Source organism: Pontibacter pamirensis (genome assembly GCF_010015475.1).
GTDB classification, from domain to species: domain Bacteria; phylum Bacteroidota; class Bacteroidia; order Cytophagales; family Hymenobacteraceae; genus Pontibacter; species Pontibacter pamirensis.
Genome location: NZ_SSNI01000007.1, coordinates 147,704 through 172,538, shown reverse-complemented (window position 1 = coordinate 172,538; position 24,835 = coordinate 147,704). Strand labels below are relative to the sequence as shown.

21 protein-coding genes are annotated in these 24,835 nt (G+C 47.3%); 14 read left to right on the top strand and 7 right to left on the bottom strand.

Annotated features, from left to right (window positions below; genetic code table 11):
• Positions 1–62: 62 nt before the first annotated feature.
• The 6 genes from E1919_RS08670 (at position 63) to E1919_RS08645 (ending at position 7,413) form a co-directional block, all read left to right on the top strand.
• Positions 63–2,387, top strand: a complete 2,325-nt coding sequence (locus tag E1919_RS08670) for a DUF7133 domain-containing protein (protein WP_162052956.1) — start codon at positions 63–65, stop codon at positions 2,385–2,387.
• Between the two features lie 152 nt (positions 2,388–2,539).
• Entirely contained in the window at positions 2,540–3,103 is a 564-nt protein-coding gene (locus E1919_RS08665) for a hypothetical protein (RefSeq protein ID WP_162052955.1), read from the top strand.
• 196 nt (positions 3,104–3,299) lie between these two features.
• Entirely contained in the window at positions 3,300–3,578 is a 279-nt protein-coding gene (locus E1919_RS08660; RefSeq protein WP_162052954.1) for a hypothetical protein, read from the top strand.
• 124 nt (positions 3,579–3,702) lie between these two features.
• Positions 3,703–4,563: a universal stress protein gene (locus tag E1919_RS08655; protein WP_162052953.1), complete on the top strand. Its 861-nt coding sequence runs from the start codon at positions 3,703–3,705 to the stop codon at positions 4,561–4,563.
• 331 nt (positions 4,564–4,894) lie between these two features.
• Entirely contained in the window at positions 4,895–6,643 is a 1,749-nt protein-coding gene (locus E1919_RS08650; RefSeq protein WP_162052952.1) for an ABC transporter ATP-binding protein, read from the top strand.
• A 119-nt stretch (positions 6,644–6,762) separates the two neighbouring features.
• A complete protein-coding gene (locus tag E1919_RS08645) occupies positions 6,763–7,413 on the top strand; it encodes a hypothetical protein (protein ID WP_162052951.1) in 651 nt (216 codons plus the stop codon).
• 130 nt (positions 7,414–7,543) lie between these two features.
• Here the strand turns inward: E1919_RS08645 and E1919_RS08640 are convergent, their stop codons facing one another.
• Positions 7,544–8,329 carry a bestrophin-like domain gene (locus E1919_RS08640; RefSeq protein ID WP_237144176.1) on the bottom strand — a complete coding sequence of 262 codons (786 nt, stop codon included), beginning with the start codon at positions 8,327–8,329 and terminating at the stop codon, positions 7,544–7,546.
• 412 nt (positions 8,330–8,741) lie between these two features.
• Here E1919_RS08640 and E1919_RS08635 point away from each other — a divergent pair, with 412 nt between their 5' ends.
• Both E1919_RS08635 and E1919_RS08630 read left to right on the top strand, forming a co-directional pair.
• Positions 8,742–10,196: a M16 family metallopeptidase gene (locus E1919_RS08635; RefSeq protein ID WP_162052950.1), complete on the top strand. Its 1,455-nt coding sequence runs from the start codon at positions 8,742–8,744 to the stop codon at positions 10,194–10,196.
• A 12-nt stretch (positions 10,197–10,208) separates the two neighbouring features.
• Positions 10,209–11,612: a M16 family metallopeptidase gene (locus E1919_RS08630; protein WP_162052949.1), complete on the top strand. Its 1,404-nt coding sequence runs from the start codon at positions 10,209–10,211 to the stop codon at positions 11,610–11,612.
• A 226-nt stretch (positions 11,613–11,838) separates the two neighbouring features.
• On the opposite strand, the gene hpf is transcribed toward E1919_RS08630, so the two are convergent.
• The 3 genes from hpf to E1919_RS08615 all read right to left on the bottom strand — a co-directional run bounded on the left by hpf (position 11,839) and on the right by E1919_RS08615 (position 14,175).
• Entirely contained in the window at positions 11,839–12,144 is a 306-nt protein-coding gene (gene hpf, locus E1919_RS08625) for a ribosome hibernation-promoting factor, HPF/YfiA family (RefSeq protein ID WP_162052948.1), read from the bottom strand.
• A gap of 150 nt (positions 12,145–12,294) precedes the next feature.
• Positions 12,295–13,224, bottom strand: a complete 930-nt coding sequence (locus E1919_RS08620; RefSeq protein ID WP_162052947.1) for a glutaminase — start codon at positions 13,222–13,224, stop codon at positions 12,295–12,297.
• A 228-nt stretch (positions 13,225–13,452) separates the two neighbouring features.
• Complete coding sequence (locus tag E1919_RS08615) at positions 13,453–14,175, bottom strand: DUF4145 domain-containing protein (protein WP_162052946.1); 723 nt, start codon at positions 14,173–14,175, stop codon at positions 13,453–13,455.
• A gap of 510 nt (positions 14,176–14,685) precedes the next feature.
• On the opposite strand from E1919_RS08615, the gene E1919_RS08610 reads away from it, so the two are divergent.
• Complete coding sequence (locus tag E1919_RS08610) at positions 14,686–16,476, top strand: RNA-directed DNA polymerase (RefSeq protein WP_162052945.1); 1,791 nt, start codon at positions 14,686–14,688, stop codon at positions 16,474–16,476.
• Between the two features lie 149 nt (positions 16,477–16,625).
• Here the strand turns inward: E1919_RS08610 and E1919_RS08605 are convergent, their stop codons facing one another.
• Positions 16,626–16,832: a type II toxin-antitoxin system HicB family antitoxin gene (locus tag E1919_RS08605; RefSeq protein ID WP_162052944.1), complete on the bottom strand. Its 207-nt coding sequence runs from the start codon at positions 16,830–16,832 to the stop codon at positions 16,626–16,628.
• 395 nt (positions 16,833–17,227) lie between these two features.
• Between E1919_RS08605 and E1919_RS08600 the strand changes: the two genes are divergently transcribed.
• Together E1919_RS08600 and E1919_RS08595 are read left to right on the top strand one after the other, a co-directional pair.
• Positions 17,228–17,644: an STAS/SEC14 domain-containing protein gene (locus E1919_RS08600; RefSeq protein WP_162052943.1), complete on the top strand. Its 417-nt coding sequence runs from the start codon at positions 17,228–17,230 to the stop codon at positions 17,642–17,644.
• Positions 17,645–17,698: 54 nt separating this feature from the next.
• On the top strand, positions 17,699–18,115 hold the full coding sequence (locus E1919_RS08595; RefSeq protein ID WP_162052942.1) for a hypothetical protein: 417 nt from the start codon (positions 17,699–17,701) through the stop codon (positions 18,113–18,115).
• A gap of 219 nt (positions 18,116–18,334) precedes the next feature.
• Here the strand turns inward: E1919_RS08595 and E1919_RS08590 are convergent, their stop codons facing one another.
• Positions 18,335–18,580: a hypothetical protein gene (locus tag E1919_RS08590; protein WP_162052941.1), complete on the bottom strand. Its 246-nt coding sequence runs from the start codon at positions 18,578–18,580 to the stop codon at positions 18,335–18,337.
• A 1,031-nt stretch (positions 18,581–19,611) separates the two neighbouring features.
• On the opposite strand from E1919_RS08590, the gene E1919_RS08585 reads away from it, so the two are divergent.
• The 3 genes from E1919_RS08585 to E1919_RS08575 are packed head-to-tail and all read left to right on the top strand — an operon-like array spanning position 19,612 to position 23,684.
• Positions 19,612–20,793, top strand: coding sequence for a hypothetical protein (locus E1919_RS08585; protein ID WP_162052940.1), 1,182 nt, complete (start codon positions 19,612–19,614; stop codon positions 20,791–20,793).
• Positions 20,794–20,795: 2 nt separating this feature from the next.
• The gene (locus tag E1919_RS08580) at positions 20,796–23,009 is read left to right on the top strand and encodes an OmpA family protein (RefSeq protein WP_162052939.1); all 2,214 of its coding nucleotides are present in this window, start codon (positions 20,796–20,798) and stop codon (positions 23,007–23,009) included.
• Positions 23,010–23,042: 33 nt separating this feature from the next.
• Positions 23,043–23,684 carry a PDC sensor domain-containing protein gene (locus E1919_RS08575; RefSeq protein WP_162052938.1) on the top strand — a complete coding sequence of 214 codons (642 nt, stop codon included), beginning with the start codon at positions 23,043–23,045 and terminating at the stop codon, positions 23,682–23,684.
• Between the two features lie 188 nt (positions 23,685–23,872).
• Here the strand turns inward: E1919_RS08575 and E1919_RS08570 are convergent, their stop codons facing one another.
• Positions 23,873–24,820 (bottom strand): PorP/SprF family type IX secretion system membrane protein, encoded by a 948-nt coding sequence (locus tag E1919_RS08570; RefSeq protein ID WP_162052937.1) that lies wholly within the window; start codon positions 24,818–24,820, stop codon positions 23,873–23,875.
• Positions 24,821–24,835 lie beyond the last annotated feature (15 nt).

Genomic DNA, 24,835 nt, shown 5'->3' with positions numbered 1-24,835 from the left:
TTTTGCTTATATGCTGAAACTGGTGTCGCTTTACAAGCTAAACTGAATTTAATTATTCAAAAATGAAAAAAAATCTTTATTTGTTTCTTCTACTGGTCATGACGTGTTTTTTAATGTACTGCCAGAGCAGTAAAACAAAAAATACACAACAGGCTGTAGCTACTCCGGAGGAAGGAAGCAAACCTGAAGCTGCCATGTTTACGCTGGACTCATCTCCTGTTCTCTCTCCGGAAGCGTCGCTCAACCTGATGCAGGTGGCCGATGGCTTTGAAGTGAAAATAGTGGCCGCAGAGCCACTCGTTACTGCCCCCGTTGCTTTGACATTTGATAATGAGGGGCGCATCTGGGTAGTTGAAATGGAGGGCTACATGCCGGATACGGTAGGAACCGGAGAGGATATCCCGAGCGGTAAAATTGCTATTCTGGAAGATACGAACAAGGATGGCGTAGCAGATAAGCGGACAGTGTTTCTGGATTCGCTGGTGTTGCCGAGAGCCATCACTCTGATTGATGATGGCATACTGGTGGCTGAGCCGCCATACCTTTGGTATTACGAAATAAACAACGGCAAGCCAGGCAAAAAGACATTGGTAGATGATGCCTATGCGGTAGGAGGCAACGTGGAGCACCAGCCCAATGGGCTGTACCGGGCAATGGACAACTGGATCTACAATGCTAAATCAACAAAGCGCTACCGCAAAGTGGGGGATAAGTGGGTAATAGAACCAACACATTTCCGGGGCCAGTGGGGTATTACCCAGGATAATTACGGACGACTTTACTATAATACCAACCCCTCTAACGTGTTGGGAGACTACTTTGCGCCGGGTTTCGGGGCTGCAAATAAAAACCAGCGCAGAGTTGCCGGGTACAACGAAAGAATAGTGCCCAATAATAGAGTTTACCCCATCCGGCCGACTCCCGGTGTGAACCGGGGCTATATGGAAGGAGTTCTGGATGACAGCCTGCGCCTGGTCAACTTTACTGCTGCCAACGGACCTGTGGTGTATCGGGGAGATTTGTTCGGGGAAGCATATGATTGGAATGCCTTTGTGGCAGAACCAGCCGGAAACCTTATCAAACGCAATATCCTGAGCGAAAACGGGTATGTGACTGGCGGTGAGCAGGCGTATCAGGGGAAAGAATTTATCGCGAGTGTGGATGAGCGTTTCCGGCCAGTGAACCTGTACAACGGCCCGGATGGTGCACTATACATCGTTGACATGTATCGAGGTATCATTCAGCACAAAACCTACCTGACAACTTATCTTAAGAATGAAATTGGGCTCCGGAACCTGACACAGCCTTTAGGGTATGGGCGTATTTACAAGGTCGTGCCAAAAAACAAAACGGCACAAATGGTGACACTGCCGGATGCCCCGGAGCAACTGGTGAAAATGCTGGGCCATGCAAACGGCTGGGTGCGCGACAATGCACAGCAAAAGATCATAGACCGCAATTTTACCCAGGCTATTCCAGCTTTGCGGCAAGCGGTAAAAGAAACAGATAAACCTTTGCAGGTGATGCACGCGCTCTGGACACTGGAAGGATTGGGAGCCCTGAAAACAGAAGATGTTGTTGCTCTATTAAAGCAGCCCGCCTGGCCTGTCCGGATGCAGGCATTAAGTGTGATACCCTCTGTTCTGAACAAGGCAAACTATAAGCAGTATGTGCCGGTGCTGGAGCAATTGGTGGCCAGTAACGATACCCTGGCAGCGCCCTACGTGGCTTTTCTTGCCAATTCGATCCAGCCCCACGATGAGGTGGCGGCAAACAGTCTGTTACAGCAGCTGGTAAAAACCTATCCTACAAACGAGTATGTGGCAGACGCCGTAATAAGCAACCTGCAGGGGCGTGAAGAGGCTTTTCAGAAAGAAGTGCTGGCTTTTGCTCCTGACACTTCCTATGCCATCAACAAACAGCTGCAGCAGGTGGTCACCAACATGCGCAATGCCCAGGCAAGCCGGAACCCGGAAGCACTGGCAAAGGCGTTTCCGATAGGGGCGGCAATGTATGCCAGGTCCTGCCAGACGTGCCATGGTGCAGACGGCAATGGCGTAACAGCCTTAGCACCTCCTTTAAACAAGTCGGAGTGGGTAACAGGCGACAAAGACAAGCTTATATCTATTGTATTGTATGGCCTGACAGGCCCGGTAACAGTGAACGGTCACCTGTATAAAGCTCCTGAAATAAATGGCGATATGCCGGGTATCGGTTACGACAAGACCCTGCCCAACGAAGAGGTGGCGCAACTGCTTAGCTTCATCCGGAAGTCGTGGCAAAATGACGCGAGCGGGGTTACTGCCGGGGAGGTGACAAAAGTAAGGCAGCGTTTAAGTGACCGGCAAAAGGCTTTCACCGTAGAGGAATTAGATAAAATACAATAAGATTAGTATTTTAACTTTCCAAAGCCCTTTGGAGCATGAACTTGCTCTCAGATACCCGACACACGTTTGGCGGCAGTTCAGGAGCATAACCCTGAAATGCGTTGCGAGCGCCGTTTTGTCGGTGTCTTAGCTTTGCTTGAGTAAAGATAAGCATGATGCAACTCACCCGACTGTCGTTTCTACTAGTGCTGCTGTGCTCCTGCGCCACACAACGCGGGGCCGAGAAGTTTTTCGACAGAAACCCGGACAAGCTGGCTGAGTATGTGGAGGAGAATACAGAGTTCAGGAAGAATTACGGGGAAGCTTACGCTGCCAGGCATTTTCCGGCAAAGGTGTCGCCGCAGCTTGTTCCTCCTGCCATAGAAAGAGAGAGAACGATTGTGCCCGGCAGGCTAGTACCCTGGCCGATGCCTGAAAGCGAACTGGCTGTTTCGCAACCCGCACGCACTTTAAGTTGCCCAGAATGCAAACCCATTTACACCACTGATACCGTTTACCAGGAGGATACAGACAGGCTGGATGCGCTACTTGAAGAACTGAACAGTGAATTTGTAGCGCACAGCCAGACAAGGCAGCGGCTGACTACAACTGAGGCGGAGCGGGACTTCTGGCAGGAAAAGAACCGGAAGAAGTTCTGGACTTTGATAGCGATGGTCTTTTTCGCTGTGCTATATATGATTTTCAGGTTGCTGGCGTCCCGGGTTCGGGAGACGTAGCGTGTGTACATTGAGCTATATTTAAAACAAAAATGCAGCACCCATTCTGGATGGGTGCTGCATTTTTGTTTTAGCGGATTGTTTGCCAGGTAGCAGACACCAGTTGCATAAGTTAGAGGAGAGAATGTTGCTTAAATATACAATATAATATATATTTAAATAAAGTTTAACAATCTCTGCTTCACATGTCCCGGCTATGGCGATAGTTATTATTTTAATTGGTACAATACTGTTGTTAGGTGTTCTAATCGGCGGCCTTGCCCTGACAATGCGTTTTGAAGAAGAGCCGGAAAAGAAAGAAAACGAAGCAGTACAGCTTCAGCCTGTCCCTTGCAAATTCCCTGCTCCTGCCCTGGAAGCAGTGCCAGAAAATGATATGGTGATAGAACCCTTAGCCTATCCTCAACCGTCAGTGCCTGAACTGAACATTAATATTCAACGCTTCGGGCAAACATCATCAGCAGGTAGTGTATGACGAATATCAATATAGGAGATGATATTTTTGATTTACAACAAACAGTAAGTCATGTACTTTCGTTAATGTAATTAAACGATAAAAAATATTAACCTAATTGTTTTCACACTAAACCGATATAAATATGAATACGCTACTTGTTCCAGTTGATTTCTCTGAAAACTCTCTCCGTGCCCTGCATTATGCCGTTGACCTGGCTGCACAATCAGATACCGAGGTCGTGGTGATGCACAGTTTTGAAAAGAAATCAATAGTGCCCGGCTTTAACAGCGGCAAACCGCTTGAAAGCAAAACAGTGGCGCAACAGAAATTAGATTCACTTCTGGCAAACATGGATACCAGGCAGGTTCCTGTTCAGGCTATCATCAGAGAAGGAGACGCAGTAGGAGAGATCAATAACGCAATAGAAGAGTTTGCGGTGACACTGGTCGTAATGGGGACAGGTGGCGCCAAGAACTTCAAAGAGAAGGTTTTCGGCACTACCACAGAGGCTATCGCAAAACTTGGCCTGTGCCCGGTGCTGGCAATACCTGAGGGGGCCACTATAGGGGACATACAAAACATTGTGTACGCAGCAGACTTCGAGAATGGAGACCAGGTAACTGCCATGCAGCTGTTACAGCTGAAGGAACTGATGAATGCTTCGTTAACCTTCCTGCATGTTAAGAGCGAAAGTCAGCCAGATTATATAGACGATGAATACATCAAGGAAAGCCTGGTGAGGCAGTTTCCGGATGCTGAGCTTAACTTTGTGGAGCTCCAGAACAAAGATATAGCCGAAGGAATTACGAACTATGTACGGGAAAACAAGGCCAGCCTGCTTGCCTTTACTGTTCTGCACAGGGAGTTCTGGGATAAGCTGTTCCACAGCAGCGTTACTTCCAAGTTGCTCCAGAACCTGAAGCTCCCGATGCTGGCGCTGCCGGAAAACGGTAACCTGCTCAATCTGCGAAAGCAAACCAAGTCAGAAACAGGTAGAGCTTAACAAAACTGCCTGTGCAGGCATGAGCACTGGGCAATACATTATGAAAAAGCCCTGATCAGCATCGCTGGCCAGGGCTTTTTTTGTTGGGCTTAAGTGGTAAGCTGCGTGGAGGGGACAGGCATGAACTGCCAATTCTCACCAGCGCCGCTGCCTGCAGGAACAACTTTCATGTGTGGAGAAAATAATTGTAGTAAATTACCCGAATTATAAGAGCCCTTACACCAAAGCTAAACCCTCTCCCTTCCGTGCTGAAATACTTCGGGGCAAGTGCTCTAAGGGAGGCAAACAAATTTGTGTCTCAGCGGTTATAATCGTTGTCTTTTCTTTATACATGTCGCCATCAAAAAAACTTAAAAACGTAACGGTAGGCCAGGTTTTCAAAACCATTATATGGCCCAGGAGAAAGTATCTTTCCATCGGGCTGGTCCTGATCGTCATAAGCCGCCTGGCAGGCTTGGTTTTGCCGGGCGCCAGCAAGTACCTGATCGATGATGTTATCCCGAACGGAGACATGACCCTACTGAAGTGGTTGATACTGGCAGTGGCGGTAGCTATTGTTATTCAGTCCGTCACGTCCTTTGCCCTGACACAAATACTGAGCGTAGAAGCACAGCACCTTATCTCGCAGCTAAGGGCGAAGGTGCAGCGGCATATTATCCAGCTTCCTATCCGTTTCTTCGATAATTCAAAAACCGGGGAGCTGGTTTCACGGATTATGACGGATGTGGAAGGGGTGAGAAACCTCGTTGGGACAGGATTTGCTCAAATGATAGGCGGGGTGCTTACCTCTCTTATCTGCCTGGTCCTGCTCATCGTGATCAGTCCGCTGATGACGGGTTTTGTTTTGATTCCGGTCGCAGTTTTTGGTGTCATCTCCCTGAAAGCTTTCGGAAAAATAAGGCCGATTTTTAGAGATCGCGGTGTGATTAATGCCGAGGTAACGGGCAGACTGACTGAGACGTTGGGCGGCGTGCGGGTTATAAAAGGCTTTAATGCGGAGGCGCAGGAGATTAAAATATTTGAGGCTGGCGTCACCCGGCTTTTCCTGAATGTGAAGGAAAGCCTGGTTACCACCAGTTTTGTTACCAGTGCGGCTACTTTGTTGCTGGGTCTTGCTTCAGCAGGAATTATGGGGATAGGCGGTTACCTGATCATGAACGGGGATCTTACTTTCGGGGATTTTCTTGCCTTTACCCTTTACCTGGGCTTTATGATTGCGCCTATCGTGCAGATGAGCAACATCGGGAGCCAATTTACAGAAGCCTTTGCCGGGCTCGACCGTACCGAAGAAATTCTGAATACGCCGCTGGAAAGCGAGGACGGAAAAAGGACGCTGGAGCTGGAGCATATTCATGGCAATATCATTTTTGACAAAGTGTCTTTTGCCTATGAAACAGGGAAAGATGTGGTGAAAGGCATCAGCTTTAAAGCTCCTGCCGGTTCGGTCACCGCTTTGGTAGGTACATCCGGCTCAGGAAAAACCACCATTGCCGGACTGGCCGCCTCTTTCCTGAACCCGGATAGCGGCACCATTACAGTAGATGGCCACGATCTGCAAGCGATAAGCCTTCAGAGCTACAGAAGCCAGCTGGGGGTGGTGCTGCAGGACGACTTCCTGTTTGAAGGTACTATCAGAGACAACATCCTTTTCCCCCGCCCGCATGCCACAGAAGAGCAGCTGATGCAAGCCGTGAAAGCAGCCCATGTGCAGGAGTTCACAGACCGTTTTGAGGATGGGCTAAACACCTTGATTGGGGAGCGCGGAGTCAAGCTGTCGGGTGGCCAGAGGCAGCGCATCGCCATTGCCAGGGCCGTGCTGGCCGACCCGCGTGTGCTGATCTTGGATGAGGCGACCTCTAACCTGGATACGGAGAGCGAGAGCCTGATACAGGCCAGCCTGAAAACGCTGATGCAGGGGCGCACCACCTTCGTGATAGCCCACCGCCTCAGCACCATCCGCCAGGCCGACCAGATACTGGTGATAGAACAGGGACGCATAGCAGAGCAAGGCATGCACGAGGCGCTTCTGGAAAAGAAGGGCAGGTACTATGAGTTGTATACTTACCAGGCGCGAATTTAAATTTCTGGCCAGTTTTATATCAGTGCCAGCGGGGGAAGCTGGTTGTAAGTAGTAAAACCGGAAATGTGGGTAATCGTTTATATAGGAAAGCATTTTGTAACAAAACCGAATGAAAAACTATGGACAGACGAGACAGAAACCGCTATGATCGCGACGACTACGGACATGATTACAGCGGGTACAAAGACTACGACAGGAATGATGGACATTACCACAGCGCCAAGAACTTAACAGATACCTTCGAGCAGGATTATCAGCGCCATAGAGGCCGTCAGGGCGACAACGGGTACCGGATGGATCACACATACCACGAAGGCAATATGGGAGATTCCTACGAGAGACGCAGGGGACAAGGCCGCGGCTACGGAGACTATTCCGGTAGCCAGTGGAGTGACCAGGGCCGAAGCCGGAATGACATCGGTAATTTCAACCGCGACAGATACAGCAACAACCCGAATGATTTCAGAGAAGACCAGGACGGGTACAGGGGAGACCGGGACAGAAGCCGGGACTACAGCAACAGGCGCTCTGACCATTATGGCACGTACGATACGAGTGACTACGGAAGGGCAGGGAATGACCGGGACGATTATTTCGGGGCAGGAGACTACAACAGAAACTCCCGCTACGAAGGTCGAAACTTCGGTGGCGACAGCAATCAAACAGACGACGACGAAAGAAAGAGCAGGTTTGGCAGTGACCGGCGCAACTCCGGAGACAGCAGGCTCAATTCAAATAGAAGAAGCTATCTGCAGGATAGATACTATTAATACCTGATGGTTTAAATAAAACAGCCGTTGCCTTTAAGCAGCGGCTGTTTTATTTACCAGAAGAGTGTTTGTAAGCGCCTTCAACTCACGCTTAGCCGCGGCAACGATAGATAATATAGCGCTACGCCCTTCAATCATTCTTCAGCTGGAACATGATGTTTTGGTTTATTTTGATAATGCCTCTTTTGGGCCTGTCGAGGTCGATGATGATGAAGACCACCAGGCAAATCAGGAACGTCATCATCATGGCAGGGATAAAGGTTCTTCTTCTTCCCAGGCCGCTGCCATAGCCCATCAAGGCCCCGGACATGATAAAAACGATAAACAGCAGAAACAGAATCACCTCCGGCACATGCAACTGGAGCATGGCGTTACGCTCCCCCTGCGCATCAATCATGTTGTTCAGCGAGGTGATAAAAAAGCCTGTGGTCACGGGCCGCGGATCAATGCGCGCCGCCTTTACTGCGTTTATCCAGATGTCGCCTTGAAGTTTCTTTGTCTCATCATCCAGGTGTGGTTTCTCTATAACCGAGACATCATCTGTGTTGCTCACATCCAGGCGCAGGTTAATGTAGCGCTGTAGCAGGGCATGGGTCACGGTATCATAGGGCTGTGGCAGGAGCTGGGTTCTGAGCAGGGTAGTGCCGATGGCGTTTGCCTCGTGTATAACGGACTGGCTCCTGTTGTTGTAACGTTGCAGCGACATGTTAAAGGTAAAGCCAAGTATAAGCGCTAACAAACCCAGGGTACCCGCCTGTATGGTATTGGTCTGCGTTTTTACATCCCTATCCGTTTTGCTCTGGTAATAGTGGCCCAACCGGTAACCTGCTTCATGCGCCAGCAGGATCAGGAAAAACAGGATAGTGACAATAACAATACTGTTCTGGTTATACATGATTTCTTTTGGTGTATCCATGTTACATCATCCAGTCAAGATGTAATCCGTCACAGCTGTATCAGCTGCGGCTAAGCTGTATACGGATAATCCTACAGGGTGAAGCAGGTGTGGGAAATGCGCCTGAGGTAGTGCCGGCGGCTTCTGCCTGCCAGCCTCGTCTTTTAAGAATTTTCAAACCCGCGCAGGTTGAAAATCTACCTCCTTTGTGCTCCGGGTAAATAACCTGATGCGTGAGAACCGTGTGTCCGGGTAATAACCTTGGAGGGGGTGAGGGTAGGTACAGTCTGATTCAGTTCAATTAAGTGCAACTAATACTATTTGAATTAATTCTATGGTATTATTTATGTTAATATCTAATTCCATCGTATAAGGCTGTGTATCAATAGGAATCAAAGTGCTAACCTTAATCAAGTTTTCTATGGTTTTAAACATGTTTCACCTGCAAACGCTACGGTATTCCTTGTTTTCGCTGGTGCTGGGGGCGGCGCTTGCCTCCTGTAGCCAGGGAACAACCCCAACGGTATCCAACACCGATACTGCCACTGCTACTTCTGAAACGCCTGCGCCTGCTACAGCTTCAGATAATGCCGTTACGGGTTTTGAAGTGCCTGTAGAATACTACAAGCTGGACAATGGGTTAAAAGTAGTCTTGTCGCCTGACAAAACAGCGCCTATTGTAACGGTGGCTGTTTACTACAACATTGGCTTCCGGGTAGAGCCAAAGGACCGCACCGGCTTTGCTCACTTATTTGAGCACATGATGTTCCAGGGATCTGATAACCTGGGCAAGATGGAGTTTATACAGCTGGTGCAGAAAAACGGAGGTGTGCTGAATGGCAGCACCCGGTTTGACTTCACAAACTATTTTGAAATTGTGCCGGCGCATAAACTGGAGACCATGCTCTGGGCAGAAGCAGACCGGATGAGGGGACTCAATATCACGCAGGAGAACCTGGTCAACCAACAGGGCGTGGTGAAAAACGAGGTGAAGGTAAACGTGCTGAACCAACCTTACGGCGGCTTTCCCTGGCTCGATATGCCCCAGTACGCCAACAAGAACTGGTATAATGCCCACAACTTTTACGGCGACCTGGAAGACCTGGATGCAGCCAGTTTGGAGGATGTGAAATCCTTCTTCGACACGTATTATGCTCCTAATAATGCCGTAGTGGTAGTGGTAGGCGATTTTGATACGCAACAGGCGAAAAGCTGGGTTCAGCAGTATTTCGGAGATATAGAGTCGGCCGAGGTGCCCCCTATACCCAACCTGGAAGAGCCACGGCAGGAAGAAGAGCAGCGCTTTACAAAAGACGATAAGCTGGCGAACCGCCCGGCCCTGGCTTTTGCGTACCATATGCCGGAAAAGAACACGCCGGAGTATTATGCCATGGGCCTGCTGGATCAGATCCTGTTGCAGGGCAACGACAGCCGCCTGTACCAGGCGCTGGTGCAGGAGCGTGGCTACGCAGGCTCCGTAGATGGCGGCATCAATGCCTTTCTGGGGAACATGTTTAACTATAACGGACCGATGCTTTGGATGGGCAGCCTGATACATGATGAAAACGTGGCAGCAGACTCCATCGTCAGTGTGCTGGACCAGGAAATACAGCGGCTGCAGGAGAACGGCGTCAGCCAGGAGGAGCTGGATTTGGCTATCGTAAAAATGCGCTCCTCGCTCTATGACCAGATGGGCGGCATGTATGGTTTCGGGAAAGCGGACCTACTGGCAACTTTTGCGCTGTTCGATGATGATCCGGAACGCATAAACGAGCTGGAGGCGGAGTTCAGGAAGGTAACGCCGGAGATCATGCAGCGAACACTGCAGGAGTATCTCCGCCCAACCAACCGAACCGTTTTAATTGTTAATCCACAGGCACAGAGTTAAAGGTATCAGACTATGAATAAATTACTTTCTTTCGCTATAGCTGTGCTGGTGGCATGCAGTACCACCACTGCCACAGCACAAAAACAGACACCGCCGGAGGGAGGAGCTCCGCGCAACTTTACCTTGCCGGAAAAGCAGGAGTTCACCTTACCCAATGGCGTATCGGCTACGCTGGTTCCTTTTGGTGACATACCCAAGGTAACGGTAAATATGGTGGTAGAGGCAGGCAACGTACACGAAGATGAGAATGAAAACGGCCTTGCAGATATTGTAGGCAAGCTGATGGAGGAAGGGACCGCCACCCGCAACGGGAAGCAAATTGCCGAAGAGGTGGCCAGAATGGGAGGTGCCTTAAGTATCAGCATTGGGCCCAACCAGACTTTTATATATGGTGATGCGCTTTCAGAGTATGGGCCTGAACTGGTGCGGTTGATGGCAGACATCCTGCAGCAGCCTGCTTTCCCGGATTCGGAGCTGGAGCGTATAAAAAATGACTTTAAGCGGCAGATGAACCTGGCGCGTGCACAGCCGGGTACGCAAGCGCAGAGCAAGTTCAGGGGTGCGCTGTATCCTAACCATCCCTATGGCCGCGACCTGCCTACTGACGAAGAGATTGATGCCTTCACCCTGGAAGAGGTGCGCAATTTTTACAAGGAGCAGTTTGGGGCTGCACGCACAGATGTGTATGTGGCCGGAAAGTTTGATGCCGGTGCCATGCAGGAAGCTATTACCTCCTCACTCAGCCAGATGCAAAGAGGACCGGAACCCGAAATACCCGTTGCGGACCCGGTTGCAAAATCAGACATGATTGTGATTGACCGCCCCGATGCGCCGCAGTCCACTATTGTTTTAGGCTTGCCGGTCGTGGACCCTTCGCATCCTGATTATATCCCCCTTCGCATCACGAACTCCCTTTTGGGCGGCTCTTTTGGCTCGCGTATTACCCGCAACATCCGGGAAGACAAAGGCTACACGTACTCTCCTTCCAGTAGTATCGCGACACGTTACAAGGTGGGGGACTGGTCGCAGGTGGCCGATGTGACCACGGAGCATACCGGTAATTCCCTGAAGGAGATCATGTATGAAATCAACAGGCTCCGCAGAGAACCACCGTCAGAAGAAGAGCTGCAAGGCATTAAGAACTATGAAGCCGGCCTTTTTGTGCTGCGCAATTCCACACCAGGTGGCATTATCGGTCAGCTTAACTTCCTGGACCTGCACGACCTGCCTGACTCTTTCCTTACAAACCAGGTCGAGAATATACATGCCGTTACCCCACAGCAGGTGCAGGAAACCACCGCAAAATACATCCGGCCAAGCGACATGACGCTGGTGGTAGTAGGTGACAAAAAGCAGATAGACAAGCAACTGCAGAAGTTTCAGGAAGACTTAAAAAGCAACCCGGCGACGCAGTAGTTCGGATTTTTAAATTTGGCTAATACCTATATTTTGCCGTTGCTTGGCACAAGCTATAGCGTTTTGTTGTTGGTGAAACACCAACAACGGCTCCACATAAATCTTTCAACAGTTTTATAGCAACTGTACAACTGGAAGTGCAGATTAAAACAAAAACATCCCGCTGCCGGCGCAGGTCAGTTCCTGGTCAGCAGCGGGATGCTTTTATTAGAATATTCTTTTCAGATTAGCGCTTATCGAGTTGCTTTTTTAACTTCTCTTCCACGCTTTTCAGTAACTCATACCAGTTGTCACCTTTGTCTTCTGCAAAAACATCATTGCCGGGTATACCCACACGCATGCCTACTTTTCTGGAGTCAGTAGCGTGGTTTGTTTCTTCCTTTAAGTATACGTCCACCGAGTCTATTTTCGTGCCGTGGCGCTTTAGCTTAGAAATGGAATCGCGTATAAACTGTTGCACGTCATCTGATATAGATATGTCTACTGCCTGTACATCTACCTTAATACCTTCAAAATTCTCTGTATAATTCATAAATTCGTTTATTTTTAGGATTAACGGAGGGTGTAATGCTTTACACGGTCTCCTTTTTACTACAGCTTTATTAAACGGGGAGAACCCGCTGAAGTTAGCCAATTTGCTGGTGCGCGTTTGCAATTCGCGCCAGTTGGGGCAGAAGAAGGGCTAAAAAATGGAATAGCCTGTTAGCGTCGTCAGTCTTTCCAGGGCGGCCATACCCAGTTCGGAATTGCCTTTGGGATTTAGCGGCGGGCTCCACACAGCTACGGCATAATGGCCGGGGTGCACGGCTACAATACCGCCGCCAACGCCGCTTTTGCCGGGTAAACCTACCTCAAAACTGAACTCGCCTGCTTCATCGTAGAAGCCGCAGGTGAGCATGAGCGCGTTGATGCGTTTTACCTGTTGCCCGGTAAGAAACTGCCGGTCTGAATGCAGTAGCTTCCCCTTGTTGGCGAACACGATAAATGCCTGGGCCAGCTCCTTGCAGGACATGGCGATGGAGCACTGGTGAAAGTAAAAGTCCAATACTTCTTCTACATCGTTCTCTAAGTTTCCGAAAGACTTCAGGTAATTGGCCATGGCAAAATTTCGGTACCCTTCCGACTTTTCAGAGGCAGCCACTACCTCATCGTATGCAATGCTATCGTCGCCGGTTAATTCGTGCAGGAAGGTAAGAAAGGCCGTTTTCGGATTACTAAAGTTAGAAACCAGTACATCGGCCACCACCAGCGCTCCGGCGTTGATAAAAGGATTCCGGGGGATACCGAAATTATCTTCCAGCAGCGACAGCGAATTGAATTTAGCTCCGGATGGCTCCACCCCAACGCGCTTCCACAAATCATCGTCTATCGTTTTCATGGCCAGTGCCAGGGAGAGTACTTTGGAAATACTTTGAGTGGAAAAACGCGCATCACTGTCGCCAAAGCAAAAGCTTTCGCCCTCCAGGTTATACAGGTGCATCCCGAACCTATCTGCCGGCACCTTGGCCAGTTCAGGTATATAGGACGCTACCTTCCCGGTAACTTTTACTTCAGAGAGCTCGCTCTGAATCTGGTTCAGAATCTTTTGATAATCGGTTACGTCTACTTTCATTCCTAATCGGGAGATAGCTTTTCTGGCTTAAAGCTCCTGGTGTTTTTACTCCTTTCAGCGAAGTAGTGTTTTGGTTGATTGGATGAGACGCTGGAGGTCCAGAAACTGGAATGTCTTATTCTTATATTTATTCGTCGGCGCAAGCTTTTAAATGGTGCTGTTATTTACGCTAGAGTTGTGGCTGTGTAGAAGAAACGCAAGCTCGTGCCGGCGGGGCAATAAATAGATTCAACTGCCTTCATTGGGCGGTGTAGATTTGGAAAGCTCCTCAATTTTATCGTGAAGGCTTTCAATTCTACTAGGTAGTATGAAGAGGTACTCGATCAAGTAATCAAGTAAATCCACCATAAGTTGTGATATTTCTTCATTCGGCTCTTTTTCTAAATCGAAATGGGCTCCTAAGTTACCTCCTTTCCTTATTGCGTCAGCAAGGGTAAGTATAGGTTTGCTAAAATCCATATGATCTGGTAGAGCTTTTAACTGATTAGCTAGAGGTTTATTATTCTTATCATTTGGCAATTTGGATTTGGTTATGCCTTCCAAAACACGCCTACACAGGACTGAAGTTGCAGTCCATTCTTGAGCATTTAGAACATTAATGGTAGAAAAATATGCTCTTGCCAAACCATCTGTCATATAAGTATCAGCATCTTCAAGAGGGTGTCTTAGCTCTGCACCTGGATGTATATAAAGCTCCCCGCTAAGTATAGTAGTATCCGCAGCCTTGTCAATTATCTGTACAAATCTCACTTGCCCTTGGCAAGCTGGGCAATGAGAATTAGCATGATTAACTGCCGTATTTAATTGAGTATTCCATTCAATATGATAGTTGACTTTTCTTCTACAATGTGGACAAGTTGTATCAACAGAAGTAGGTAATTTAAAAGTGACTCTAGTCAGAGCTTTTTGAATGTTTGCGACAATGTACTGCTGTGGAATTTGTCTTATCATGGTTAGAATTTAATAATCAAGTTCTTCAGTACCTTCACATTGCAAAACAGGTGCTTTATAGAATTTTTCTTATTCTTTAAATAATTTTATTTATTGCTGTGGTGGTTTTCTATTTATCTATTAATATATACTTGCGGCCAATACCGTTACTTATGCGGAATATGAAGCTGTGCAATGGTACAAAAGGCACGAGCTCATAGCTCGTGCCAAATTGAATTAGCTGTTTAGAGGGTGTTTGCCTCCATATTTGCATTCCTCGACCTTTTTACCACATGTGGGACAGTATAAGCCGTCTTTTCTCAATTGAGCTAACTTAAAGTTTGTGTATTTGATTTTCATGAATTTTGTTTATAAATAGTTTGTGGTAAAAATACAAAAAAAAGCAACAGTATAATTATTTTTGATGCTAAAGCTGCATTATGTGAGGGCATGAGGTCTTGAACTGCTGCGGTATTGGTTGTAATCTATATTAGAGCTAAATTATACTTTTGTATTGATATATTAAATTGGATGTATAAAACCGATAGATTTCGTAGTAGAGAGGATGAGCTAGTTAAAGCCTTCGATAAAAAGGTAATGAAGGAACTCTGGAAGGGTTATATTAGGTATAATCTTAGAGATCAACCAATAAGGGACCTTCATGATAATTATGATTTCCATCTTAATATTGATAACAGAATAGATACGATTATCACTTCAGTGAGGCTGGGAATCTATCAGCCTACTAGATCATTAAGATTAAGAAGTGAAAAGAATTTAGGTGTTTCCAGACATTTAGTGTTTGTTAACCCTACTGATTCACTAGTTCTTGAAACTATTGGAACATATCTAGAGAAGGCGATCCGTAGTGCTCAGCCTAGCAGTAATGCGTTTTATAGCCGGAAACACTCCCAACCCAAATCGCCTACAGATGTAGATGAAACTTTTGGTTACGCGTGGTGGATTCTATGGCCTGAGTTCCAAAGGAGAATATTAGAGTTTTCACAAGAAAAACTATATACTGTTGTTACTGATGTTTCTTCTTATTATGATAATATTGATTTCTCACACTTAAGAAACTTTTTAGCAAGTATTGGCCATTTCTCTGAGATATTCTTAGACTTTCTTTTTTTTCTATTAGAACGTTTTGCTTGGCGACCCGATTATCTCCCATTCTTAGGCAAAGGACTTCCTCAGATAAACCTGAATACACCTAGACTTATTGCTCATGCTTTTCTATTTGAAATTGATGAATATTTAAAATTCGAAACAGGCAACAATTTTGTCAGATGGCTTGATGATATTGATTTTGGATGTGATAGTAAGGAAGAAGGGAAAAAATTATTAAGAAATATTGATGAGCTTTTACTTAGTAGAGGGTTGCATTTAAATAGCTCAAAAACTAAAATTTTAACTGCTAATCAAGCCTTTGAACATTTTCAATTGGGTGAAAATAGGTTCCTTACGATTTTAAGTAATGGTTTAAATTTTAAGATCAACAATAAAAGAGATTTTAGTCAAGATAAAAAGTTCCTTAAAAGACGATTTTACAAATTCAGGCAAAAAGAAATAAATGGGCAATGGTCAAAAGTAATAAAGAGATACTATACCCTTGCAATATTAATTAAAGATCCTTTTCTGGAGGGTTTGTCTTATAAAATATTTTATGATTGTCCAGAATTAAGAGCCTCTATATTACGATATTTTTTTAAACTAGGATGGTCAGTTAAAAGGGAGAACTTCCTGCATAAATATGCAGTTGAGGCCTTAGATGATGAAAGTTTTTTTGGTGTAGTAGAGGTGCTACTAAACTGGAAAGCAGATTCAACTATCAACTTTGTAATGCGTCAAAGGAGTCTTGCCTTTTCACTTGCCAAAGATGGTCCAATACGATTCATAGGTTCTCTTTGGCTTTTAGGTAAATATGGGTCTGCTAAATGTATCGATGAACTAATTTACAGTAACACTGATATTTGGAAAGCAGATGATTGGATAGGTAGGCAAGTTGCTGCATTATGGCCTAGGATGCTCGATGTGACCAAAAAAAGCGTTATCAATGTTGTGCATTCCTTTGGTCTAACATCTGCAAAATTAGTAATTGAAAATTATACATATATTTCGGAGAGCGCAGGTGCCCCTGCAAAAGTGGCTCCATATGTTACCGTTCCTGGTAAAGATAATGTTTTCCCCTTACCAAAAATATTGATAGGGATTGCGATACTTCAATCAAGCTCTACATTAATTAATAAAGTGAACCTCAAAAGAGACATACTAGCGAAACTTTATGATCCTGTTTACAGAAATCATATAAAAAATGCTTAAGTTCTCAAAAGGAAAGTATTTATACTCGTTTGAAATTTGTTATTCCCCCTAATTCGAGCTCTAACTACTGCATATTCAAGAGGAGAAGCTGCGTGAATAAGAAAAGAGTTTTAAGTTCACAATAGCGAGAGTAATCTCTTTTCAAACCGCTATACCAAGTTTATGTCTTTTTTCCAAACGGCATTGTCGGTAGCATTCTCTTCCCGCATATCCTCCAGATACAGCGCTAGCGCATCCTGTAGGTTCTCCTGTGCCTCCTCAATGCTGCGGCCTTGCGTTAGAACAGCAGGTATCTCCTGTATCTTGCCAATAAAGAACCCATTGGCACCCTCACTCACAACCATGGTAAGCTTCATCTTTCTTTCTCCTTTCTGTTAGAACTATAACGTTATCGCCCTTGGTTAGATTCAGCCCTTCGCTTGCCTGCCGCCGCCTCCGTTGTTCCAGGTATAACGAAGGGCGTACATTAAACTTATGGACTTATATACGATTTTCCAATAGCCGAATCCAGTTCATTGGCAAATGCCACAACTGTAAAATACCCCCCGCTGGTGCGCGCTTGCAGCTCTTACTGGGAGTATTGAGACGGTGACGAATAACATAAGCTGCAAGTACTGGCTGGCGGTGCCAAGCCATGGCAGTAGTATGAATTCGTTTTTCCGTTGTAATTATGCAGGCACACTAAATTAAAGATTTAAATTACAGCCGAATACTTAAACCTGATGCTTAAATTGCAGTCAAATCGTCAGTAATGAAACAGGAATTTAGAAATGCATTTGGGAAGGTGTTCCTTACTGTTACCGTAGACAAGGAGAACAGGTGGGTGCACACCAACTGGAACGGGTACCTGACAGAAGAGAATATAAGGGTAGGTGCACTGGCTTACACCGAGGCTGTGAAAGAAGCAGGGGTTAACTGTGTGCTAAACGACACCAGACAGATAATTGGTAGTTGGGATCATTCGCTTGACTGGGTGGTAAACCAGTGGGGGCCACAGGCTGCCAGAGCAGGTATAAAACACTTCGCCCTCATCACCAACCCGGCATCCTTTGCAGAAGTCACTGCCACCTCCTTCTACTCTAACCTGAAGGCGTTTGAAGTAAAGATTTTTGATGATAAAGCCGAGGCGGAGGCCTGGCTGCGTCAATTTACTTTAGCCGGGAAATAGCCTATTCGCTCCGTTCAGCGTATCTGCCATTAGAATTAAAGAAATTATCTTTAAATGGAAGAGCAGGTTACGTTGAAAAAAGTATTCGGGGATATGTTTTTTACCGCCGAAAGAATGGAAGGCAACGCCTTTATCTATTCCCAGTGGTATGGCGTGCAGTCGGTGGAGACGGTGAAGGAGGGTGGCTATAAACTACTGGAGATGCTAAAGGAACAGCCTTGCTCTAAACTGCTCAACAGTAACAAACAAGTAATTGGCTCCTGGGACATGGCGCTGGAATGGGCAGAAACTGAATGGGCTCCCCTAATGAGAGCCGCGGGCTTAAAGTACCTGGCGCAGGTAGTGCCCTCTAGTATCTACGCAACACTCACCATAGAAAAACTAATCCAACAGATAGACGACGAGTTCGAGATCAGGACGTTCCAGGAAGATGCTGACGCAGAAACCTGGCTCTTATCGCTGGTTAACTAACAAGGGTGTCCCTGGCTGTTGCCATCACTACGATTCATGACAGGTTGCTCTCTCAGAACAGCGTAAATACGGCAGGAGTAAATCCCGGGCCAGCGGTATCGTAGAGCTTTTCATCCAGCTTCACCTGGTTAAGAGCCATCCGTGGCTCAAGAGCGGGGCTGCCCCGCTCTTATGTTATATACTGGTGTTATATATTGGCCTTAAAGCTGCTGCGCCACGTTACCCAACCTTTAGGTTAGCATGTGGTTTGTCTGCTGCCTCTGCGGCTTCTAACTGCTGCCTTTCGTAATCGCCTTTGTACTTTTCGTGAAGCTTTTTATAAGAGCTGGCGGCGTGGTTGATGTACTCTTTGCCGTCTGCGTCTGCTTTGTTGGCCGCGTTGAGCAGTTTCTCGTAGCACTTCTGAAGGGCGTTTATGACCATTTCTGATTCAATGTCACTGGTGGAGTAGTTGTATACTTTCATTTGGCTAAGAGTTAAAACGGTTTTTAATTTATCAGTTATCAGCGTATGAACAGCAGGCATCAGGAACTCGGAACGCTTTAAGTTTAGCCGTGGTCAGTTTTATCAGCTTGCCACGCCTGTCTACATTCCCAAATTATTTTAGTATAGCAAAAGGTTGTTCTGGATTATAATTTATCATTGATATACTATGGGTTTAGCCTTTTATAGGGTTGTATCCTGACGTTTAACAATTCAGCTATACTGTATTTTAATCCTGTACAGCCCAATGTTATGTATTATATATGTAAATATAGGTATTAATATGTAAAAACAAAGAACTGTATATTATAAAGAAATCGCCCCGTATACTCTCACAGGTATAAATCTTCAATCTTATCGTGTTGTGTCATTTTCGGGTGCGAGAGCGGATGCCGGATACATGCCAGAAGAAGAAAAGTTTTAAAACAAGAGACACAACCGCTGCAGGCAGGGGCAACGAAGCACGAGTCACATTATCCACAAAAGCTCCGGGAAAAATAAATCCAGAAAAACCTCAACCAGCCAAAATGTTATACCTGTTTTTGCAGACCACCCGAAAGTACAAAAGCACGTATACAAATATAGGCGTATTTGATACCGGCAAAAGCACCCTTTATTGCTTTCCATAGAATCCCACTGGCGCAAATTTTCAGCGTAGCCACTTGTGCCTGCTTCTGCAGTAAATTTTCTAGCTTGATGTGTACCGCTTTCTCAAGGATCCCGGCAGGGGTATGTGTTGGGTATCAACCGCTGACAGCGGAAACAGGTGCTTTGCATGAACCAAGGAGAAGTGCAAATTTCTGCCTTCGGAAACGCTAAGGTGAGATATATAAGCATGGGAAACAGAAGATTACAAAAAGCATGTATCCGGATATAGATTTTTTCAGAACATTTCCCGCTGAACCCTGTTCACATTGCACAGGTGAACATACTAAGCCCGTTTCAAATCGCCTCTGTGCGTCCTAACTCACCTGAGCTTCTTGCTACCTTTTTGTTACACTAATACCTAACCGATGAAAAAAATCTACACATTTTTCCTTTTGTTCTTATGCAGTTACCCGCTTTTCGCCCAGTACGAGACAGTGGTCTTCAACTACGACAGAACCTACTTTAACGAAGGCCAGCCCCTGCCAGCCGAAAGCAATCTGATGCTGACCGGCGATGTGGGAAGCAATATTGGTATGGTAGAAGTCGCTATTTACGACTCTCCCGATACAAACAAAGATCCGCTCTACAAAAATGCCTGGAAGAAGGGTGCATCCAGCTCCGACAGCAGGTTTACACTGCCCGTTAATTACCCCTTGCGCGGAAATGAGGAGTATACGCTTGTCCTTAATTACTATGAGCCAGCTTCGGCCCAGCAGCAACGGCTACTTTTAAGCCAGCTTAGTTCAGCCCTGGATTCTTATATCGACCAATCGTTTGTAGTGAGTAAAAACAGCATAGAACTGCGGAAGCACCCCAAAAACATGCGCAGCGACATGAACGCTATCGTAAACCAGGGACTGCAACTCTACAAAAACCAGATCAACTACGAGTTTCAGGGCTTCTCTGATATCGTGCTTAACAAACTGGAGCAGATAAATGATCTGCGACTCAGAAAAGCCAGGCTGAACATTCTGGCACGGGAAGAAGACGACAAAAGGACTCTCCGTTTAAAATATGCGCAGGAGCAGATAGAGGCCCTTAAGGTGATGGTGAACCAGGAAGTGGCACAATACGCCAACACACAGCTGCTCGCTTTAACAGACAGTAAAAAAATAACTGATTACGCCACCGAGAAAACCAGGAACATCATCGCTATAAACTTAGGCTATGGCGGGGTATACTACTCCGGCGATTTTGATAACTTCGTTTCGGCCAGCGCACCCTATGCCGGTGTCTCTATTCCGTTTGGCAGGGCAGCCTTTTCCTCCGATTTCTGGTCTAAATCCAGTATCTCGGCAGGCGTGTTTTTGCAGAACCTGGAGTTCGGGGAAGACAATGTGGCCACCGGTCCCATTGTAAAGCGGCCTGTTTACGTAGCCTTGGGGTATAGAGCACTTCCTTTTGTACGCATCAATGCAGGAGCTACCGTGCTGCAAAGCGATCAGGGCGGCAATAGCATCTCCGACTTTAACGTGGACCGGGTGTATGTCAGGCCGTTTATAGGCTTAAGCCTGGAGCTGAATTTTTGGGCTGACCTAAACCGATAGCCATGAAAAATTTTCTAACGATTTGCCTGCTCCTGGTCAGTTGCCAGGTGGCAAGCGCACAGCATGGCCTGTACAAGTGGCAGCTAAGCGGCTATACTGGTATCGCCAACTATGCTAACGACGAGAACAGTTCCCCTGACTATTTCAAGATAAATAACAACCTGCTTCACAGGCTGGAACTAACCCGCAGCATCGGGAATACCTTCGGGCTGTCGCTGGGTTATTCTATGGGAGAGGTGCGGGGAAATAACCAGCAGCTGAACCCTTTTACCACGGACGTGCGCATGGCAGCCCTGCGCGCCTACTTCTACACCGATAACGGCTGGATGTTTAACACGTCTGCCCTGGTGTCGCCCTATTTTTTCGGTGGATACGGTCTCAGCACCCTGGAAACTACTAGTGGCACCATGACTGCGGAATCACGGCATGTGTCCGTTGTACCCTTCGGGATGGGACTGAAATTCAGAGTGTCAGAACGGTGGCAACTGGCTTTGCAAACAGAGGCGGTATACCTGGCAGAGTCGCATCTGCAGGGGGCGGCTCTCGAGCAGAACGACTTTAACAATGCTTACCTGCACACGGGTATAAGAATAGGTTACAGCTTCGGCTTCCGGAAATCGACTTTCAAAGCACCGCGTTTCTATTCCGGCGATGTAGCCTTGCTCCAGACAGTGCAGGGGTTAAACCAGCCGCGGCAGAATGAGCTGGAAATGATGTTGAAAATAGCACCCAAAAGGGTGCAGGTAATCACTGCGCCGGATGCTGCGAATGTGGAACAGCCGACTATTATCAGAAGAGTCATTGTTTCACCTGCAGATACTATCACAACCACAGGCACCATGCTGGATGCTGATACCAGCAGCTCGCTGGCGCAGATCAGAAGGCACCGCTTAGTTCCTGCCGAACCAACACAAATTACCGACACCACCACCACCAGCGAGATGCAGACAATTTCTTCAGCCCGCACCATTATACGCCTTGATTCAGTAGTAGGAGATAATACTATACAGCCTGCCCCTGTTGCACCGGAAAGAAGCGAAGCAGTTGAAGAGCCGGTGGTAGTACAAAGCCAACCTGCAGTAGTCACAGAGCAGCGGGTGCAAACGCAGGATTCTGTTATCACCACAACTACGATTACGACGATAGAAAGAGCTCCGGTTACAACCCAGGAAGCAGCCCCAGTCAGAACTGAACGCAGAGCTCCAGCCACGGGAGAACAAGCAGATCCAGTAATTAGCCGGGAAGAAGCCCCTGCCAGAACAGAGCAATCCTCGACAATCAGGACACAGGAGGCAGCACCTGTCAGAGCAGACCAGAGAGCCCCGGTCAGGACACAGGAAGCAGCGCCTGTCAGAGCAGACCAGAGAGCCCCGGTCAGGACACAGGAAGCAGCGCCTGTCAGAGCAGACCAGAGAGCCCCGGTCAGGACACAGGAGGCAGCGCCTGTCAGAGCAGATCAGAGAGCTCCGGTCAGGACACAGGAGGCAGCGCCTGTCCGGGCAAAGGAAACAGCGCGTGTAATAGAGCGGAATGTATACGTTCCATCAGCGACTAGGTCTGCAACCGTACAGAACGCGGAAGCGGCGCAGCTTCGTGAGGAGCGAATCCGGTTAACGACTGTAAATGCTGAGAACAGGAGGCTTCAGGGCAGGATAGATTCGATGCAGGCAGTGCCCCAAACCACCGGAGACTCCTTAGTAACAGTACCAGCGGCTGCCATAGACACCAGCATGGTGCAGTACCTGCAGCAGCAAGCAGCGCTCAACGACAGTATGTTGCAGCGCCTGAACCAGTATGAAAAAGAGCTGGCCCTGCTGAAGAATGCAAGTGCTGCTCCTGCACCAGCCCCTGCTCCGGTTATTGCGCCGGCCGAAGTAGCGCCAGAAGTAGCGCTTGTAGACTATACCACCACAGTTTTTTATCCTATTAACGCACACAGTGTGCCTCCTGCAAGCCTTCGGGATTTAAATCAGGCTTTAAAAACGCTGCAGGAAAACCCGGACACGGAAGTGAAGCTCACCGGCTATACCTCCCGGTCCGGGAACGCCGCCTATAACCTGGCGCTAAGCCGCAAGCGGGTGCAGGGGCTGGTCGATTTTCTGACGGACCAGGGAATAGCAGAAGATCGTATCCGTACTGAATACAGAGGGGATGAAGAATCTTCTCAAAAGGAAAATCCGTTAGACCGAAAAGTAGAAGTTCAGATAATCGAATAATAACGCTAACGAATTCTAAAAATTAGATCAACTATGGATAATGACAACAACCCTCCGAAGCGAGCACCTGAAAACACCTACAGAAACTCAGGCGAGAATAAGTTTGTAGAACAGTTAAAGAAACCTGTTGTTTTTGTTTCGCTTATTTTGCTGCTGCTCCTATTAGGGTTGTACCTGTACAAGGAGTCTCAGCTGAACGATGTGCGGGAGCAGGCAGCGATGGAGCGGGAGCAGGCAGCGATGGAGCGGGCGGCTGTCATCGAAAGAGCCAACCAGCAGATATCGGAGAACAACAGGTACCTTCTCGAGACACTGATGAAGCCTTTTTCCTGGGCCTTAAGAACAGCCCTGCTGTCAGGCAACACCGAGCAGGTTGATCAGTATCTGTTTCAGTTTGTGCAGGAAGACAGGTTCGCCTTACTGGTAGTAGCAGATGCAGACGGTACCATCATCAGCTCCACCGACCAGAATTTTACCGGAGCCGCCTTCTCTGATCATTTTAACCCGGAGTATCTAGCTATTGATTCTACTGTTGTAGATGACTCAAATCAGGAGCGGGTGGTTGTCGTTTCGCCCCTCATGGGGCTGAACTCGAAGGTTGGCACACTGCTGGCCGTTTACAGACCTGCCCCGCCAATACAGCAACAGTCTGTGGAAGAGGAGGTGGAGGAGTAGTGATTACTTTCACCGCGAAGGGTGCAAAATTTTTACGTTGCATTCTTTGCGAAATTGAGGTTTCCGCGAGAAGTATATAGTGAAGTATCGCTTGACGCAGGTGCCTTGCTTGTCAAAGCTATTAAAAAGAAAACCTCCAGCACAAAAGCGCTGGAGGTTTTCTTTTTAATATAAGAGGCTAAACTCGTTTATTTTACGCGAAAGCCTAACATGATTTCATGCGAGCCGGAGCTGTGGTGCCTCATCGGAGACACTGTGAGGTCGTAAGAGTAGCTTAGCTCATACTGATCCATAAACTCAAACCCCAGGAGCCCTACAACGGCGTCTTCGGTGCGATACGAAAGGCCCACCCATGCTTTGTCGCTTTGGCCTATGCGCCTGTTCCTGAAATCATAGATACCTTTCACGTTAAGGTCAGCCTGCAGCGGAGCAGGGCTTACGTACTTCAGCAACACAGAGGGTGCCAGCGTGATGTTCCGATTTATTTCAAAGTTATACCCACCGGAAACAAACAGGTGGCGGGCCAGGCGGCTGGGTGTCTGTGAATTCTCGAACTCAAAAATCTTATTACCAAGCACCTGGAAAAGCGATACTCCTACAAAGAACTCTTTTGAGTGTAAAAAAGTACCTACGCTCAGGTCGGGCATAAAAGCCGTTTCGTTGCCGCCTCTTGTTACCGGGTCCCGGTCGTTAGAGCCATCAGCCAGCTGAATTTTATCTGCATGAAAGCTGTACTGCTGCACCCCCGCAAACACACCCGACGACAGGTATATGTCTCTGGTTAGCGGTACATGGTAAGCATAGGAAGCAAGTACTCCTGTACGGCTTGTGGGGCCGGTGATGTCCTTGTAGATATACCCTCCGGCACCATGGTATGGCTTGCCTCTTCTGCGTTTCCTGCGCCTGTCCTGGAACACTTCCGCTTCCCCGCTCACGTAAAACGTCGAGGGCGCACCCTCAAAACCCGTCCACTGGTTGCGGTAGCCTGCTTTGAAGTTTATGTCTCTGCTATACCCGGCAACAGCCGGGTTTAGCAGGAAATAATTGGTCATATACTGGCTGTACAAAGCTTTCTGCTGGGCAACTGCAGCCGAGGCAAACAGCAGAAAGAGGAAAATTATACTATATTTTTTCATAACGATTCAATAATA

Excerpts from the sequence above, each read along its gene's own strand:
- E1919_RS08670 (WP_162052956.1), top strand. The coding sequence starts at position 63 with ATGAAAAAAAATCTTTATTTGTTTCTTCTACTGGTCATGACGTGTTTT.
- E1919_RS08665 (WP_162052955.1), top strand. The coding sequence starts at position 2,540 with ATGATGCAACTCACCCGACTGTCGTTTCTACTAGTGCTGCTGTGCTCC.
- E1919_RS08660 (WP_162052954.1), top strand. The coding sequence starts at position 3,300 with ATGGCGATAGTTATTATTTTAATTGGTACAATACTGTTGTTAGGTGTT.
- E1919_RS08655 (WP_162052953.1), top strand. The coding sequence starts at position 3,703 with ATGAATACGCTACTTGTTCCAGTTGATTTCTCTGAAAACTCTCTCCGT.
- E1919_RS08650 (WP_162052952.1), top strand. The coding sequence starts at position 4,895 with ATGTCGCCATCAAAAAAACTTAAAAACGTAACGGTAGGCCAGGTTTTC.
- E1919_RS08645 (WP_162052951.1), top strand. The coding sequence starts at position 6,763 with ATGGACAGACGAGACAGAAACCGCTATGATCGCGACGACTACGGACAT.
- E1919_RS08640 (WP_237144176.1), bottom strand. The coding sequence starts at position 8,329 with ATGGATACACCAAAAGAAATCATGTATAACCAGAACAGTATTGTTATT.
- E1919_RS08635 (WP_162052950.1), top strand. The coding sequence starts at position 8,742 with ATGTTTCACCTGCAAACGCTACGGTATTCCTTGTTTTCGCTGGTGCTG.
- E1919_RS08630 (WP_162052949.1), top strand. The coding sequence starts at position 10,209 with ATGAATAAATTACTTTCTTTCGCTATAGCTGTGCTGGTGGCATGCAGT.
- hpf (WP_162052948.1), bottom strand. The coding sequence starts at position 12,144 with ATGAATTATACAGAGAATTTTGAAGGTATTAAGGTAGATGTACAGGCA.
- E1919_RS08620 (WP_162052947.1), bottom strand. The coding sequence starts at position 13,224 with ATGAAAGTAGACGTAACCGATTATCAAAAGATTCTGAACCAGATTCAG.
- E1919_RS08615 (WP_162052946.1), bottom strand. The coding sequence starts at position 14,175 with ATGATAAGACAAATTCCACAGCAGTACATTGTCGCAAACATTCAAAAA.
- E1919_RS08610 (WP_162052945.1), top strand. The coding sequence starts at position 14,686 with ATGTATAAAACCGATAGATTTCGTAGTAGAGAGGATGAGCTAGTTAAA.
- E1919_RS08605 (WP_162052944.1), bottom strand. The coding sequence starts at position 16,832 with ATGAAGCTTACCATGGTTGTGAGTGAGGGTGCCAATGGGTTCTTTATT.
- E1919_RS08600 (WP_162052943.1), top strand. The coding sequence starts at position 17,228 with ATGAAACAGGAATTTAGAAATGCATTTGGGAAGGTGTTCCTTACTGTT.
- E1919_RS08595 (WP_162052942.1), top strand. The coding sequence starts at position 17,699 with ATGGAAGAGCAGGTTACGTTGAAAAAAGTATTCGGGGATATGTTTTTT.
- E1919_RS08590 (WP_162052941.1), bottom strand. The coding sequence starts at position 18,580 with ATGAAAGTATACAACTACTCCACCAGTGACATTGAATCAGAAATGGTC.
- E1919_RS08585 (WP_162052940.1), top strand. The coding sequence starts at position 19,612 with ATGAAAAAAATCTACACATTTTTCCTTTTGTTCTTATGCAGTTACCCG.
- E1919_RS08580 (WP_162052939.1), top strand. The coding sequence starts at position 20,796 with ATGAAAAATTTTCTAACGATTTGCCTGCTCCTGGTCAGTTGCCAGGTG.
- E1919_RS08575 (WP_162052938.1), top strand. The coding sequence starts at position 23,043 with ATGGATAATGACAACAACCCTCCGAAGCGAGCACCTGAAAACACCTAC.
- E1919_RS08570 (WP_162052937.1), bottom strand. The coding sequence starts at position 24,820 with ATGAAAAAATATAGTATAATTTTCCTCTTTCTGCTGTTTGCCTCGGCT.